This window comes from Paludibaculum fermentans, from assembly GCF_051172195.1.
Classification (GTDB): domain Bacteria; phylum Acidobacteriota; class Terriglobia; order Bryobacterales; family Bryobacteraceae; genus Paludibaculum; species Paludibaculum fermentans_A.
The window spans coordinates 461,680-478,268 of record NZ_JBPJAQ010000003.1; the positions used below are offsets into that span (position 1 = coordinate 461,680).

At 61.6% G+C, this 16,589-nt stretch carries 12 protein-coding genes; 10 read left to right on the top strand and 2 right to left on the bottom strand.

Features of this window, described 5'->3' with window-relative positions:
- The first annotated feature begins 62 nt into the window (after nt 1–62).
- From ACR9Y2_RS35840 to ACR9Y2_RS35860, 5 genes are all read left to right on the top strand, one after another.
- The gene (locus tag ACR9Y2_RS35840) at nt 63–3,038 is read left to right on the top strand and encodes an ATP-binding protein (protein WP_435046712.1); all 2,976 of its coding nucleotides are present in this window, start codon (nt 63–65) and stop codon (nt 3,036–3,038) included.
- A complete protein-coding gene (locus tag ACR9Y2_RS35845) occupies nt 3,031–4,497 on the top strand; it encodes a sigma-54-dependent transcriptional regulator (protein WP_435046713.1) in 1,467 nt (488 codons plus the stop codon). Before ACR9Y2_RS35840 ends, ACR9Y2_RS35845 begins: the two co-directional genes overlap by 8 nt.
- A gap of 70 nt (nt 4,498–4,567) precedes the next feature.
- Entirely contained in the window at nt 4,568–4,867 is a 300-nt protein-coding gene (locus ACR9Y2_RS35850) for a putative quinol monooxygenase (protein WP_435046714.1), read from the top strand.
- A gap of 73 nt (nt 4,868–4,940) precedes the next feature.
- Nucleotides 4,941–7,493, top strand: a complete 2,553-nt coding sequence (locus ACR9Y2_RS35855; RefSeq protein WP_435046715.1) for an InlB B-repeat-containing protein — start codon at nt 4,941–4,943, stop codon at nt 7,491–7,493.
- Between the two features lie 81 nt (nt 7,494–7,574).
- Nucleotides 7,575–8,666, top strand: coding sequence for a hypothetical protein (locus tag ACR9Y2_RS35860; RefSeq protein WP_435046716.1), 1,092 nt, complete (start codon nt 7,575–7,577; stop codon nt 8,664–8,666).
- A gap of 89 nt (nt 8,667–8,755) precedes the next feature.
- On the opposite strand, the gene ACR9Y2_RS35865 is transcribed toward ACR9Y2_RS35860, so the two are convergent.
- Nucleotides 8,756–10,924 carry a S9 family peptidase gene (locus ACR9Y2_RS35865; protein ID WP_435046717.1) on the bottom strand — a complete coding sequence of 723 codons (2,169 nt, stop codon included), beginning with the start codon at nt 10,922–10,924 and terminating at the stop codon, nt 8,756–8,758.
- A 6-nt stretch (nt 10,925–10,930) separates the two neighbouring features.
- Nucleotides 10,931–12,307, bottom strand: a complete 1,377-nt coding sequence (locus tag ACR9Y2_RS35870; RefSeq protein ID WP_435046718.1) for a trypsin-like peptidase domain-containing protein — start codon at nt 12,305–12,307, stop codon at nt 10,931–10,933.
- 14 nt (nt 12,308–12,321) lie between these two features.
- On the opposite strand from ACR9Y2_RS35870, the gene ruvX reads away from it, so the two are divergent.
- The 5 genes from ruvX to ACR9Y2_RS35895 are packed head-to-tail and all read left to right on the top strand — an operon-like array spanning nt 12,322 to nt 16,511.
- On the top strand, nt 12,322–12,768 hold the full coding sequence (gene ruvX / locus ACR9Y2_RS35875) for a Holliday junction resolvase RuvX (RefSeq protein WP_435046719.1): 447 nt from the start codon (nt 12,322–12,324) through the stop codon (nt 12,766–12,768).
- 12 nt (nt 12,769–12,780) lie between these two features.
- Nucleotides 12,781–13,803, top strand: a complete 1,023-nt coding sequence (mltG, locus tag ACR9Y2_RS35880; RefSeq protein WP_435046720.1) for an endolytic transglycosylase MltG — start codon at nt 12,781–12,783, stop codon at nt 13,801–13,803.
- Nucleotides 13,804–13,810: 7 nt separating this feature from the next.
- A complete protein-coding gene (locus ACR9Y2_RS35885; RefSeq protein WP_435046721.1) occupies nt 13,811–14,197 on the top strand; it encodes a hypothetical protein in 387 nt (128 codons plus the stop codon).
- Nucleotides 14,198–14,224: 27 nt separating this feature from the next.
- On the top strand, nt 14,225–15,355 hold the full coding sequence (locus tag ACR9Y2_RS35890; RefSeq protein WP_435046722.1) for a lactonase family protein: 1,131 nt from the start codon (nt 14,225–14,227) through the stop codon (nt 15,353–15,355).
- Between the two features lie 28 nt (nt 15,356–15,383).
- The gene (locus ACR9Y2_RS35895) at nt 15,384–16,511 is read left to right on the top strand and encodes an acyltransferase family protein (protein ID WP_435046723.1); all 1,128 of its coding nucleotides are present in this window, start codon (nt 15,384–15,386) and stop codon (nt 16,509–16,511) included.
- The last annotated feature ends 78 nt before the right edge of the window (nt 16,512–16,589 follow it).

The following is a 16,589-nucleotide window of genomic DNA, read 5'->3' on the forward strand; positions in this document are numbered from 1 at the left end:
GCGTGCAGTGAAACGCCGTGGTGGAGTGTCGCTAAACGATCCGCCCAGGGAGTCGGGTTGCGGTGAAGGAGCTAAAGAGCCAGTTTATCGGCGCGCTGTTGGTCATTCTGACCGTGACGGCCGTTATCTGTGCTGGTGTGAACTACCAGCAGCAGGCTCGTTTCCATTTGCCCGACGACGGCGCGACCTGGATGGACGTGCCGAACACCGCGGATAGTGAGCAAAGCCTGCGGGTGGTTGCCGCGCATGTGGAGCGCAATGAACCGGCGGACCTGGCCGGCATCCGCAAAGGCGACGTTGTCCGGATGATCGCGCCGGTGGAGAACACGCCGGGCGTGGCCGTGAGGCAGGCCAGCGACGTGGCTCAACTGCTGTTTCAGGCCGGGGTCTGGGGCAAAGCCACCTACACGCTAAACCGCAACGGCGTTGAGATCACGGCCAAGGTCATCGTGGCCGATGCAAACCGCGATCGTGCTCTTTATTTTCAGTACTTTGTGGGCGCCTCGTACCTCGCCATCGGCATCTTCCTCTTCTTCCGGCGCAACCAGGCGCCCAAGGCGCTGCACTTCTATTTCCTCTGCCTGGTCAGTTTCATCCTGCACACGTTCCACTACACGGGTAAGCTGAACAGCTTCGACACGGGTATATACATCGCCAATGTGGTGGCGGGGCTGCTGGCGCCGGCGCTGTTTGTGCATTTCTGCCTGACGTTCCCTGAGCCGCGGCGGCACTGGAACACATGGCAGGCGGTTTCGGTGTACCTGCCCGCGCTTTCGCTGATCCTGCTGCACTTGGGAGTGGCGATGGGGGTGGTGCACACCGCCCTGCCGCTGATTGAGATGCGCTGGGTGCTGGACCGCGCCTGGATGCTCTTGTTCTGCGCTTCGTACCTTGCCGGAGCGGTGCTGCTGCACTTCAGCTACCGGCGTACCGAAGACACGATCATCCGGCAGCAGTTGAAGTGGCTGCGCAATGGAGCCCTGGCTGGAATCATCCCCTTCGCCGCCCTGTATGCGACCCCGTTCCTGATTGGGGCGGTGCCGTCGCCCACGATGCGGCTGTCCGTACTATTCCTGGCTTTCATCCCCCTCACCTGGACATACGCCATCCTCCGCTACCGGTTGATGGACGTGGACATCATTTTCCAGCAGGGCTATGTGTATGTGCTGGCGACACTGTCGGTGCTGGGGATTGTCTACCTGCTGGTGTTCGCACTGCCGAAGCGGGATGAACTCAGCCCCACCTCAGTGGTGCTGCTGGTGCTGGTGGCGGCGTTCGTCTTTGAGCCCTTGCGAGGCTGGTTTCAGCAGCAACTGGATCGGTACTTTTTCTATAAGGATCGCTACGACTACCGTCGTACTTTGATTGCGTTCGCGCGCGAGCTGAGCTCGGAGATGGATCTGGATCGGACGTTGACGAGTGTCGGCGAGCGGCTGCTGAGCACACTATCCGTGGGGCATGTCGCGTTCTTCCTGTCGAAGGAGGGCGAGCCCGGGTTCCAACTGCACACCGCCTTGGATCGGGATGGCGGCCACCGGCGGTTGAAGTCGGAGCGACTGGATTTGAGCTTCCTGGTGGATTCGCCCGAGGAGCCTTATCTCTTTTTCGAGAGCACCCGCCACGCCCTGGACATTGTCATGCACGGCAAGGCGCCGAGTGTGCGGGCGACGATTGCCGAGCTGGACCTGACCTATTACCTGCCGTGCAACTTCCGCGGGCGCACGCTCGCCTGGCTGGGGGTAAGCCGGTCGAACAAGGGTGATTTTCTCAGTTCGGACGATATCGACCTGCTGGCGTCCCTGGCTGGATACATCGCGATGGCGGTGGAGAATGCGAGGCTCTACCGGTCGCTGGCGGCCAAGGCCGAACAGTATGAGCGGTTGAAAGAGTTCAGCGAGAACATCGTCGAATCGATCAACGTGGGCATCCTGGCGGCGGACCTGGATGACCGAGTGGAGAGCTGGAATTCCCAAATTGAACGGTTGACCGGTATCCCGCGCCTGGCGGCCCTGGGCCGGAAATTGAGCGACCTCTTCCCGGAAGAGCTGGGCGCCCACTTCGATGCCCTGCGTGCGAATAACCAGGTGCATCAGCTGTACAAGATTCCGCTGCGGCGGGACATCCTGGCGGCTCCGGCGCTGAACGGAAACGGCCACGTCAACGGAAACGGCGCGGCGAACGGGGCGTCGAACGGCAAGACCAAGGCGGAGCGCACGGAAGTGATCGTGAACCTGGCGATCGCGCCGCTGGTGACGAAGGATGGCGCGCGCATCGGCCGGCTGATCATTTTCGACGATGTGACCGAACGTGAGGATCTGGAACGCCGCCTGGTGCAGGCCGACAAACTGAGTTCCATCGGGCTGCTGGCGGCGGGTGTGGCGCACGAAGTCAACACGCCGCTGGCCGTGATCTCCACGTATGCCCAGATGCTGGCCAAGCAGGTGCATGGCGACGAGCAGAAGTCGAAACTGCTGGAGAAGATCGCGAAATCGACGTTCCGGGCGAGCGAGATTGTGAACTCCCTGCTGAACTTCTCGCGCACGTCATCGTCGGAGTATGAGGCGCTGGACTTGAATAAGGTGATCAGCGAGACGCTCTCGTTATTGGAGCACCAGTTCGACAAGCACGCCATTCAGATTGAAGTGGACCTGGAAGAGGGCGCTCCGCTGATCCGCGGCAACGCCGGCCGGCTGCAGCAGGTATTCCTGAATCTGTTCCTGAATGCCCGCGACGCGATGTCGAACCTGCCGCTGGGCGAACCACGCCGGCTGTCGTTGAGGACTCATGGAGAGGCGACCGGGATCCGGGTGGAGGTTCGCGACAGCGGCCCCGGTATCCCGCGCGAACATCAGTCGCGGATCTTCGATCCCTTTTTCACGACGAAGGGGATGCAAAAGGGGACGGGTCTCGGTTTGAGTGTGACTTATGGCATTGTGGAAGAGCATGGCGGCATGATTGAAGTGGAGTCGAATCCCGGTGAGGGTGCTCTGTTCCGTCTTGAGTTTCCGGCCGCCAGCAGGAAACCGGTGAATGCCTGATCTTGATTCCGTTACGGCCACGGCCACTGATGCTGCCATTTCCAAGGGGCGCATCCTGGTCATTGATGACGAAGCAGATATTCGCGAGAGCTTTGAGACCCTGCTGGAGCTGGAAGGCTATACCGTCCAGACCGCTGAGAATGCGACGGAAGGGCTGAAGCGCTTCGAATCCGGCGTCTACGACCTGATCCTGCTGGACCTGATGATGCCCGACCGATCGGGTCTTGAGGTGCTGGACGACATCCGGCGCCGGGATAAAGAGACTCCTGTGTTCCTGATCACGGCTTACGGGAGCATCGAAGTGGCGGTGGAAGCCCTGAAGTCGGGCGCCAACGACTATTTCTCCAAACCTTGGGACAACGAGAAGCTGATCATCGAGATCGAGCGGCAGTTGGCCCGCACGCGGCTGGAGCAGGAAAACCGGGAATTGCGGCGCGCGCTGAAGCAGCGCTACTCGTTCCCGAACATTGTCGGCAAGAGTGAGCGCATGCTGCGCGTGCTCGACCTGGTGACGCAGGTTGCTCCGTCGAAATCGAACATATTGATCACGGGGGAAACCGGGACCGGCAAGGAGCTGATCGCCAAAGCGATTCATGCCAACTCGCCTCGGGCCGACCAGCCTTTCGTGGGCGTGAATTCGAGCTCGATGCCGCCCGATCTGATTGAATCCACACTGTTTGGTCATGTGAAAGGCGCATTCACCGGGGCGATCGCCAACCGTAAGGGTTACTTTGAGACGGCGAACCGGGGCACGATCTTCCTGGACGAGATCGGTACGCTCACGCTGGACATGCAGGTGAAACTGCTGCGCGTGCTGCAGGAGCGGGAGTTGATGCCGGTGGGCTCCACCGAGACGATCAAGGTGGATGTCCGGATCCTGGCCGCGACCAACGCCGACCTAGCCAAGATGGTGGAGGACGGCCGCTTCCGGCAGGACCTGTATTACCGCCTGAACGTCATCAACCTGGCCCTGCCGCCGATGCGCGACCGCAAGGAAGACATACCGATCCTGATCGAACACTTCTTCCAGGTGTACTGCAAGGACAACGACAAGTTCATGGATGCGCAGGGCCGCTCCACTCTGAAGTTCGAGCCGGAAGCGGTGCATATCCTCATGGATTACACCTGGCCGGGCAACGTGCGGGAATTGGAGAACGCGGTGGAGCGGGCCGTGGTGCTCGCCGTCAGCGAGACCGTCCCGGTAAGCGTCCTGCCGGACTACATCCTGCATTCGACGGGCGTCAGAATCCCGCGTGAGGGCGGGGAAGCGCTGCCCGCCGATGCCTCCCTGTTCGAGATCATGGCCGACTTTGAGGCACGCAAGATCACGGAAGTATTGGACGCCGTCAATCATTCGCAGACCGATGCGGCGGCACGCCTGAAGATCCCCCTTTCGACGCTGAACCAGAAGATCAAGCGGCTGGGGATCCAGGTAAAGCGCAAGCCATCCGGCAATTGAGCGGCCGCCTGCTGACGGGATGCAGGCGAAGATCCCCCGAAGCCGGCGAAAGCGCTAGAATGTGGGTGCGATGCCCGAACCTCAACTCACACTGGTTGCCGAACTGATCGCCCAGCCCGGCAAGGAAGAAATGGTCCGCCAGGAACTGCTTTCCCTGATCGAACCGACGCGAGCGGAGGCCGGCTGTGTTGATTATTTTCTGCACGAATCCTTAGAGAGTCCGGGCCATTTTCTCTTCTATGAGAACTGGGTATCGGAAGAGGCTTTGGCAGAACATGCGCAAACTCCTCATTTGCAACGGCTTGGCAGTCTGGTGCCGGTGATGTTGACCGGCGCTCCGCGGCTGTTCAAGCTACGCCGCCTTGCCTGACGCCCGGCCGGACCCCACCTAAGGCGTTTCCCCCATAGCGGGGCTCCCAATCTCTGCCGATGAAACGAGAGAAATGGGAACCGTCATGTGTACACGCATCAGTGGGTTGCTCCCGGCCATTCTTTTGGCCCTGGCTATGGCCGCGCCGAGCCCGGCACAGACTGGCACGAGTGTCGTGTCGGTTCGTGTGGACGCCAGCATCAAGGGGGCGACGTTCTGGGCCGATGGGCAGGAGTACACGTCCTCCGGACAGTTTCTATGGTCGCTAGGCAGCAAGCACACCCTCGAAATCAGAAACAAGAACCAGGTGTTTCCGGATGGGAAGAGCCGGGTGACCTTCACCCGGTGGTCCGACGAAGCGGGCCTGATTCTGGCCACGGATAGCACAACGCAGGTCATCACGGTGGATTCCTCGAACCGGAGCTACACCGCGACGTTCCAGTTGGAATACCTGGTGAACTACTATGTGAATTCCGATCAGCCGGTGAACCTGTTTGATCCTTCGTCGATCAACTACCCCGAGATCGGGATTCCCAATCCATACGGATTCATTTCCACCTCGACGCGCGCCTGCATCCAGACCAGTTCCTGGGAATGGGTCTCGGCGGGTACAGTACTGACGCTGAATGCAGTTCCCTATCCCGGCAAGGTGTTTGTGGGCTGGGATGTGCCGCCCGGGCCGAGCGATACGCTCTCCAATTTGAGTGTGGATGGACCGAAGAGCATTCGGGCGAAGTTCATCGACGCGCGCCGGGTGTACATCGACTCGTATCCGCAGATCGGGCTCAAAGTAGTTGTGGACCGGACCGTGATGTACGCGCGGGGCGATAAGTGCTTCCCGGACTGGACGGCGACCTATTCGCCGGTGTCGGGCACGGGCTCGCCAGTTCCGCCGGACTATCCTTATCCAATCAACATTCCGCCATCGTCCTTCCCGGATGCCCCGGTGGGTCCGTATTCGTATTGCACGCAGATCCCGTTGTGCAATGGGGAGTTGGACTTGCAGGCAGGTACGCCGCACATTTTCGCGGCGCCGGCTTCACAGACAGACCGCATGGGCAACCTGTGGGTCTTTGATCACTGGGACTTCGGCAACGGCCAGACGGGCGGCCTGAATTCCACTGTGACCATCCCTGAGGACTGGAGCACGCAGACCTACACCGCGCACTTCGTGAAGGGGATCCGGTCCAGCTTCGTTACCATGCCTACCGGCCTAAAACTCAAGATCGACGGCCGCGACAACTGGGCCTCCTACAACTTCGAGTGGGGGCTGGGCCATACGCACACGGTCTCAGCGCCTCCCGACCAGGTGGACGCGCGGGGTCGCCGGTATCGTTTTGTGAGCTGGTCGAACGGCGGTACGCCGGACCAGGAGATCACGATTACGGACACAGAAGGCACCGCCTCGTTCCGCATGATCGCGCAGTATGAAATGCTGGGCCAGTTGAGCATCCAGAGCGATCCAGCCGCACTTACGTTTGACGTGAGCGGCGCAACTTGTACGACGCCGTGTGTCCTGGACCGCCCGGCGGGCACCAGCATCACGGTGACGCCTGTGCCCGAGATGCCTTATTCCGCCGACACGAAGGCGACGCTGCTGGGTTGGGCCGATGGAGCGGCCGCCGGCCCGCGCAACTACACCTTTGGCCAGGAAGCGGCGGTGATGGCCGCCAAGTATACCTATTTCCAGAAGCTTACGGCGATTTCCGATCCCGATGGCGGAGCCACCTGGGTGTATGATCCGATGCCTTCGGCGGGTAACTATTTCCCGGCAGGGACAAAGGTTTCCGTTACGGTGGAAGCGGCTCAAGGGTATAAGTTCAAGCGGTTTGAAGGCGCGCTCAGCGGCGCCCTGAACTATGGCTGGCTGAACATGAACACGCCGGCCACGGTGGTGGCACGGCTGGACAAAGTGCCGGCGCTGGCGGACAACGCAGTGAAGAATGCCGCCGGCGACACCCCGACCGATGGAGTGGCGCCCGGTTCCCTGATCTCGATTACCGGTTTCAACATGACAGCCGACTATGTGAAGGGTGCGGACAGCCCGCTGGCGCAGACTCTGCAGGGTGTGGTGGTCCAGTTGCCGGGCAGCCGGTACCTGCCGCTGGTTTCGGTGGCTCCTGACAGGATTATTGGACAACTGCCCTCCGACTACGCCGAAGGGGAATATACCCTCACGGTGCGGTCGCCCGGGCAAGCCGCCTTGTCGACCAAGTTCAAGGTAAAGACCTATGCACCGGGGTTGTTCCGGCGCGGCGATGCGACAGATGAAGTGCCGCTGGTGCTGGCCTTGCATGCCGATGGCACCGAAGTGACGCCCGAGAGCCCGGCAAGAGCCGGTGAGACCGTGTCGCTGTTCGGCACCGGGTTTGGTCCGCTGAATCCGGCTCCGCTGGATGGTTTTGCGGTGCCTGCGAATCCGCCCGTCCCGCTGAAGGACGCCGCGGAACTGCTGATTGGCGGCGAAGTGAGGCCTTATGTCTGGTGCGGCGCCGCGGCTGGACGCGTCGGGTACTGGGTGATGCAGTTCAAGATTGACTCGACGATGGGCCAGGCGCAGAACGTCGCGGTGCAGGTGCGGGTCAACGGTCAGCCATCCAATTCGGTAGTGCTTCCGTTGCACTAGGTTTTCAAATCTCAAGTAACGGATTCGTCTTGACAGACGTCTGAGAGGCAGACCAAACTTGGTCGAGGGAGTTTTCCCATTATGCGTCTCGCCAAATCGCTAGTAATTGCCTCAGTTGCAGCTGTCACGCTGGCTGGCGGCGCGTTCGCGCAAAACGCCATCTCCGCCAAAGCAGGAATGATTAATGTTGCCGAGGGTGACATTTTCCTGGTGGACGCGAAAGGTGCAGAGAGCCAGGTTCAGCCGAAGCCGTCGGAATTCATCGACATCAAGGAAGGGCAGACGCTGAAGACGACGGAGGGCAGGGTGGAAATTCTGCTCACGCCGGGCGCATTCCTGAGGATGGCGGACAACAGCTCGTTCAAGCTGTTCTCCAACCGGCTCAGCGACGTACGGCTGGACGTTCAGTCCGGCGTGGTCATGATTGAGGCGGCGGAACTGCTGGAAGACAACCATCTGACGATTCTCACGAAGGATGCGATCGTGACGGTGACCAAAGCGGGGCTATACCGCTTTGAGGCGGAACCGGCGAGCATCCGGGTCTACATGGGCGAACTCTCGGTGGACCAGAATGGCCAGAAGACGATTCTGAAGGGCGGACGCGAGTTGGTGGCTGCGGCCGGCGGCTGGACGCCCGGCAAGTTCGACGCGAAGGAGACCGATCCTTTGTTCCGCTGGTCCAAGCGGCGGTCGGGCTACATTGCGATGGCGAACGTTTCGGCGGCCCGCCAGTCGACGCCGCGGAATGGGTTCCTGGGTTCCGGTTCCTGGATGTATAACCCTTACTTCGGTTTCGCGACGTTTATCCCGTACTCGGACACGCTGCGCAGCCCCTTCGGGTTCTACTACTACACGCCCAGCACGGTGATGGCGGTCTACTATCCGCCGGTGTATGCGACCAATGGCGGCAGCACGCGGTATGGCGGGCAGGCCGGCAACGGATTCGCGGCCAGCATGCCGGGTCGCACCGCGTCGGGTTCATCTTACTCTGCCGCGCCGATGGTTAGCTCCCCGGCCGCGGTGGCCTCCAGTTCCGGAATCAGCCACGCCAGCGGCGGCATGGGTTCCGTGGGCGGTGGCGGTGGTGGTGGTGGTGCGGCTGTTGCCAGCCCGTCTGCCGGTGCAGGCGGCGGCGGTGGACGCGGCGGTTCTTCGGGCGGCCGAGGCAACTAACTGAGATTCGAGTGACACAGATGGAAGAAGGGCGGCCTTTGGGCCGCCCTTCTTCTGCTTACAACTACTTCCAATTCCGTTTTGGCTGGTTACGGCTTGAGGCTCTGCTCAAAGAAACTGGTCTGCTTTTCCAGCATGTGCTGGCGGGCCTTGCCCATGACCCCATGGCTCTTGCCCGAATAGATAGACGTATCGAAGTCCTTACCGGCCAGCTGCAGGGCGTTCATCATCTGTAAGGCATTGCCGAACAGCACGTTATCGTCCTCGATGTTGTGCATGAGCAGCAGTTTGCCCTTCAGTTTGCCGGCCGAGTGGACCGGTGAACTGGATTTGTAGCCATCCTCATTCTCCTGGGGCCGGCCGAGGTAGCGCTCGGTGTAGATGGTGTCGTAGTTGCGCCAATCGGTGACGGCGGCACCGGCCGCGCCTGCCTTAAACACCTCCGGGGCATTCAGTAGCGCGTAGAGGGTCATATAGCCGCCGTAGCTCCAGCCGTAGATCCCGACGCGGCTGGTATCGGCGAAGCCCAGCTTGGCGAGGTAGTCCACGCCCTCTTTCTGGTCGTCCAGTTCCTGCTTGCCGAGGCGGCGGTTGATGGGCGATTCGAACTTGTGGCCCCGGCCGTAGGACCCGCGGTTGTCCATCTGCCAGATGAGGAAGCCCTTATGGGCCATGACCTGCTCCCAGCTCAAGCCGCTGTAGGAGTTACGAACGGTTTGGGCGTGCGGGCCGCCGTAGACGGAGACCAGCACGGGATACTTCTTTGAGGCATCGAACCCGGCCGGTTTGATCATGCGCCCGTAGAAGACGGTTCCATCCGCGCCCTTGAAGGTGTGGATCTCACTTTTGAGGATGTTGAACTCCTCCTCGAGCTTGAGGTCGGCCTCGCGCCAGACTTTCACCTCAGAGCCGTCTTCGGCTTTGTTCAGCGTGGCGCGGGAGGGTGATTCCAGGCTGGAGTAGGTGTCGAGGTAATACTGGCAGGCCGGGCCCATGGAGATGGAATGGGTTCCGGCGCCCTTGGTGAGTTGCCGTTTGTCTCGGCCGTTGAAGCCGACGACATAGAGCTGGCGCTCCAGGGGGCTGTTTTCGCCGCTGGTGTACCAGACCTTCCTCGCTTTTTCGTCGATGCACGAGACCGCGGTGACTTCCCAATCGCCCTTGGTGAGCTGCCGCTCGTGCTTGCCTTCGGCGCTGTAGAGATAGAGATGGCGGAAGCCGTCGCGTTCGGAGGAAAGCAGGATGCGGCCGTCGCTGAGGAATTCGAAGTCGTCGCTGATGTTGATCCAGGCCGGATCGGACTCCTCGATCAGAAGTTGCGATTTCCCGGTGCGGGCGTCGGCGGCGAGGATCCAGAGATGATTCTGGGTTCGATTGAGGCGGTGGACGACGACCTTGTCAGAGTCCGGAGTCCAGTGGACGCGGGCGAGGAGGTAGTCGCGGTTCTCTCCGAAGTCCATCCAGCGGGTGAGGCCGCCAGCAATCGAGACGACACCGATGCGGACATCGGCATTGGCACTGCCCGCCTTGGGGTAGCGCTGGGGCTCGGCCACGGCATCGATTTTCAGATGGTCAGCCTGGGGGTAGAGGGACTCACCGCTGACGTCGAACTGCATATAGGCGATGGACTTGGAGTCGGGCGACCACCAGTGGGCGGTGCCCAGGTCCAGCTCTTCGGGGTAGACCCAGTCGAGTGTGGCGTTCCAACGGGTGGGGGAGCTATCGCTGGTTAACTGGGTGATCTTCCTGGAGTCGAGCTCCATTACGTAGAGGTCGTAACCGCGGCGAAAGCTGATCTTCAGCCCGTCGGGCGAGAGTTTAGGATCCCGTTCCGGGGTTTCGGTGGCGGTCAGCTGGTCGATTTTGCCGGTCTCCGTGGACCAGAGGAAGAGGTCGCCGTTCACGATGACGAGCATTTTGCGGCCGTCGTCCGACCACTGGAGCCGGGCCTCGGAGACGCGGCGATTCTCCCATTCCATCTCTTTCGGAGTTGGCGCCTGATGGGCGGTCTTGCCGAGTTCCGCGGTGGAGAAGAGCTCCTTTTCCGTATGGGTGGGGATGTCGAACAAAGCCACCTTGTCGCCCCGGCGGACGGCGAAGCGTTTGCCGTCGGGGGCCCAGACGGGGGCGCCGCCGAACTGGGCCATCATGCGCATCATGCCCGTCGAGAGGCTCTCGATGGTCACGGGCTTCTTCTGCAGTGCCGGCGCAAGCTGAGCGCTGAGCGCGAAGAGAGCCGCGGTTGCCTTCCAGGTCATTCTTTACTACTCCAATCGGTATTCGAGGAATCTGGTCTTGCCATCACGCTCGATCTGGAGGACGACCTCCTCGCGCGATTTGACGGGCGCCATGAAGGACTTGAGGTCCTGCAAAGTGGCGATGGGTTTGCCGTTCAGGGCGTGGATGATATCGCCTGGGAGGAGACCTTCCTCCTGGATGAGGGCGCCGGGGACGAGCCCGGCGACGAGGACGCCATAGCTCTTGCGGACGGGCGGCATCTCCTTGAGCAGGTTGTCGTCGAGAGGGACACCGAGGATTCTCAGGCGCCGCACGAGATTCTCATCGGAAAGGGCCAGGCGGCCGAAATTGGGGCTTTTCTCGGTCCGGTCGACGACCACGGGCTGAATCTTCAGGTTCTGGTCGCCGCGCAGGATCTCGACGTTGATGAGGGCTGCCACCGGTTTGCGGTAAATGAAGACGTGGAACTGGCGGGCGGTTTCCATGGGGCGGCCGTCGACGCTGAGGATGATGTCGCCGGTCTGAAAGCCGGCGATGTCGCCGGTGCTTTTGGGTTCGACGTCGGCGATTACGACGCCTGTATCCCGTTTTAGTCCAAGGCCCTGGGCGATGCCGTAGGTGAGGGTCTGGGCGGTGACGCCGATGTCGCCGCGGGTGACCTTGCCGTCTTTCCGGATCTGTTCGACAACGGGATTGGCGATGCGGGCGGGGACCGCGAAGCCGAGTCCCTCATTGCCGCCGGACTCCGAGAGGATGAGGGTATTGATGCCGATGAGCTTGCCGTTGAGGTCGACCAGTGCTCCGCCGCTGTTGCCGGGGTTGATGGCGGCGTCGGTCTGGATATAGACCATCCGGTCGTCTGGTTTGAGCTGGCGCTGGGTGGAACTAACGACGCCCATGGTGACTGAGTTCTCGAGGCCACGCGGATTGCCCATGGCGAGTACGAGCTGACCCTGCTGCAGGGCCTCAGAGTCGCCCCACTGGAGGAAATGAAGTCCATGGGCCTCGACTTTGACCAGGGCGATATCGGCTTCCGTATCGCGGCCAAGCACACGGCCCTCCAGCAGGCGGCTGCGTTCCGGAGAGGATCGCGCGCCGATGGGCGGTGCGAGTAAAACCTCTACAGTCATGCTTTTGCCGACCACATGGGCATTGGTGACGATGTAGCCGTCTTCGGAGAGGATGACGCCTGAGCCGGTGCCCGTCTGACGGACGGCGAGGGCGTTCTCGCGGCTGACCGGCTCGAAGGATTCGCTACGGATGAGGACGATTGCCGGGTGAAGCTGGCTGGAAAGCGCGATGAACTGCTCGTTCAGGCCGGTGAGCGGGCCGGCAGTTTTCTGAGCGAAAGCGAGGGCCTGCAACAGCAGGAGAGCGGACAGCAGCCTCATTGGAGTTAGCATGGCACAATCAGGATGTGGCGAATGTTGACGGGCGAGTTCTGGCGTTGGACGTAGGGCGGAAGCGGATTGGGCTCGCGGTGAGCGATTCAATGGGGCTGGCACAGGGATTGGATACTCTCCTACGTAAAACGATGCGCGAGGACGTGGCGCGGCTCCGGCAGATCGCCATGGAGCGCAAAGTGTCTTTGTTCCTGGTTGGGCTGCCGTTGAATATGAGGGGCGACGAGGGCGAGATGGCCGAGTTCGTCCGGACGTTTGCGCGGAAGCTGGAAGAGGGCACGGGCCTGCCGGTGCAGTTTCAGGACGAGAGGCTGACCTCGGTGGAGGCGGAATCGCGGCTGCAGGAACGCGGATTCAGCCTGGAGCGGATGCTCAAGGAGAAGCGGAAGGGTGCGGTGGACCGGCTGGCGGCGGTCATCCTGCTGGAGGATTATCTTCGAGCGGGAGGCGAGGCAGAGTAGATGCGACGGTTGATGAGACTGGTTTTGTCGCTGATCGTGTTGGGCCTGTTCGCCGCGGCCGGGGCCGGTTACTACTTCGCGTGGGTGGAGCCGTACCGGGGCTTTCAGCAGCCGGTCTTCGTGGAGATTCCGCGCGGCACGTCGACGATGCGGATTGGCGAGATGCTGGCGGAGGCTGGCGTTGTGCGGCACCAGGTATTGTTCGCGCTGGTGAGGGCGTTGCGGCCGAAGGGCAAGCCGCAGGCGGGGGAGTATGAGTTTTCCACAGCGGCCACTCCGAACGAAGTGTTCGGACGAATGGCGCGGGGCGACATCTATCAGATCGAGGTGAGGGTGCCGGAAGGCAGCAATGTCTTCGATGTCGCGAGGATCGTGCAGCAGGCAGGCCTGGGCACGGAGGAGGAGTTCCTGAAGGTGGCGCTGCCGCAGGAAGGATTCCTCTTCCCTTCGACATATCGCTTCAAGCGCAAGACGGGCGTGGAGGCGGTATGCCGGGCGATGCGCGTGCAGTTCGACAAGGTTTGGAGTGAGCTGAAGGCGCCGGCGGACGCGAAGCGCGAGACGGTGATTCTGGCGTCGCTGGTGGAAACCGAAGCCGTACTGCCGGAGGAACGGGCCAAGATCGCGGGAGTGTATCGCAACCGCCTGGAAAAAGGCGTCCGGTTGGAGTGCGACCCCACGGTGGCGTATGCCGCGATGTTGGATGGCCAGTGGCGGGGGACGATCTACAAGAGCGACCTGGCCAACCGCAATAGTTACAATACCTATCAACATGCAGGACTGCCGCCGGGCCCGGTCGCCAATCCGGGGCTGGCCTCCTTGAAGGCAGCGCTGCACCCGGAAGCAACGGACGATATGTATTTCGTGGCCAAGGCCGATCGCAGCGGCGGTCACGTATTCAATAAAGATCTGACAGGCCACCAGAAGGCTGTGGCGGCGTACCGGCATGGCGAGCAGAGGTCCGGCAGGACACAGAGCGAGGAAAAAGGAGAGGGTGCTGGCGTGGCTGCAAAGCCGAAGCATCCAAAGCGTTGACGAAACTGTGTCGCGTGCAATGGCGGAAGAGATGCCCGAAGTCTCCAGGAAGCTGGCGCGGCAGGCGCTGCTGGAAGCGGGGCTGGATTTGACGCCGATGGTGGAAGGGGTTCGCCAGGATTCGTTTGAGCATCTGGAGCGAACCCTGCTGGCCCTGGGTACGGAATATGAACTTGGGGACACTGCGCGGCGCAAAGAGGTTCGGGGCACGGTGATTACGGCCCGCCAGCATGCGGACTGGGCGATGCGGAATCCGAACAGCAGCGAGGTTCACCGCGCCGAGAAGGCCGAGATGGTGCTGTGGCTGCGGACGTGGCTGGAGAATCCTCCGCTGTTTCCGGCGTGGCTGCTGTTGCGTAAGCGGGTCATGAATGAGGGCGGCGGGCTTGATTGAGCGCGCCGGATGCGATGTGATATCGGCATGACCATTTCCCGCCGTTCCCTACTTGTCAGCCCCCTGGTGGTGGCTCCGGCTCTCCTGGCCGAGCGCAACGATGCACTGCTGTTCATTGGCGCCTATACCAGCGCGAAGAACAAAGGGATCACGGTGGCGCGATTTGATAAGTCCACAGGCGCCATTGCCGAGATGAGCACGGCTGCCGAGACGCTAAATCCCACCTTCCTGGAGCTGCATCCGAACGGAAAATGGCTGTACGCCGTCAACGAAGTGAGTAACTTCGGGGGCAAGAAGGAAGGCTCGGTGGACGCGTATTCCATCGACCGGGCGAGCGGGAAGCTGACGTTGCTGAACCAGGTGAGCAGCAAAGGCGCGGGTCCCTGCCATGTCTCCGTCGACCGCAGCGGCCGGATGGTGATGATCGCCAACTACGGCAGCGGCAGCGTCGCCTCGTACAAGATTCTCGCTGACGGACAATTGAGCGAGGCGGTGTCGTTTTTCCAGCATGAGGGGAAGGGGCCGATGGCGGGGCGGCAGGCTGGTCCGCACGCGCACTCCATTAATGCGACGCCGGACAATCGGTATGCCGTGGCCTGCGACCTGGGTACGGATGAGATCCGCATCTACAAGCTGGATCCGGGCAAGGGTTCGATGGAGAAGCATAAGGTGGCGAACGCCGCGCCCGGTTCGGGACCACGTCACTTCGCCTGGCATCCGAAGAAGATGTTCGGCTATGCGGTGAACGAGTTGAATTCAACGGTGACGGTGTTCCTGTATGCGCCGGACGGGCAACTCGAGGAGATCCAAAGCGTCAGCACGCTGCCTGAAGGCTATAAGAACGAGAACTGGCCGGCCGAGGTGCGGGTGCACCCGACGGGCAAGTTCCTTTACGCATCGAACCGGGGCGAAGATTCGATTGCGGTGTTTGCGATCGACGCGGCGACCGGCAAGTTGGCCGCGGTGGACCGCACGCTGACGCAAGGGGCTACTCCGCGCAACTTCTACATTGAGTCTACGGGCCGATGGCTGCTGGCGGCGAACCAGAAGACCGACAACATCATTGTGTTCGCGATCGACCAGAAGACGGGCAAGTTGCAGAATACGGGTAAGGGGATCATTGTCGGGCAGCCTGTGTGCCTGCGCATTCTGGGCTGATGGCGAGGCCGATCGCCGGAGGAATGAGATGGCGGCCGGGACAATTCCAGCGACGAACGCGGCTCACCCGGGGCCGATGCGACCGGAGCAGGGGAAGAGTGCGCGGCTGGTGAGCCTCGATGTGTATCGGGGCTTCATCATGTTGATGCTGGTCTCCGGGGGCTTCGGTTTCGGGGTGTTGCAGGCGTATCCGGGCTGGTCGTGGCTGGCGGTGCAAGTGGAGCATGCGGCGTGGGAAGGCTGCACGTTCTGGGATCTGATCCAACCGGCATTTACGTTCATGGTGGGCATGGCCATGCCTTACTCCCTGGGGCGGCGCGCAGCGGCGGGCGATCCGTGGATGCGGGTGATGAGGCATGTGGTGTGGCGGGCGTTGGTCCTCATCATCCTGAGCAATGTCTATTCGAGTTGGGGTGCAAAGCCCGGGCAACTGCGACTGCAATTCATCAACGTGCTGTGCCAGATCGCCTTCGGGTATGTATTGTGTGCGCTGATCCTGAGGCTGCCGTTCCGTAGCCAGGTGGCGGCGGCTGTGGCTATCTTCGCAGGCTACTGGGGGCTGTTCGTGGCGTTTCCCGGTCCCCAGGGGCCGTGGTCGCAGACCGGCAACATTGGTGCGGTGCTGGACCTGCAGGTGTTGGGCTACAACTACTCGGGCTACTATACGACGATCAATTTCGTTGGGAATGCGCTGACGATCCTCTTCGGCTGCTGGGCAGGCCTGCTGCTGCAGAGTGACCGGTCCCACGCGAGCCGATTGAAGATCCTGGGCGGTTGCGCGGCAGCCTGCCTGGCATTGGGGCTGGCGTTGCAGCCGTTCATCCCGATGGTGAAGCGGTTGTGGACGGGCTCGTTTCTGCTGTTCAGCACGGGGTGGGTGGTGCTGATGCTGATGGCCTTCTATTGGGTGATCGAGGTGAAGCAGGTGAAGCGGTGGACGATGCCGTTCCTGGTATTGGGCATGAACTCGATCTTTGTCTATTCCCTGGGGCAGATCGGGATCTCCGGCTGGCTGAATCGTGGCTTGGCGAGCTTCACTGGAAACTTCGCGTTTCTTGGCGATCTGGGTGCGATTCCGCAGAAGATCTGTGTGCTGGCGGGGCTTTGGTATCTCTGCTACTGGCTGTACCAGAGGCGAGTTTTTCTGAAGATCTGATGGTGTCTTGGACTGGCGCATAGCCGTGGTTGTTTACACGGGTCGGCCGGAAAAGGCGGGCGCCGGACGGTGCAGGAC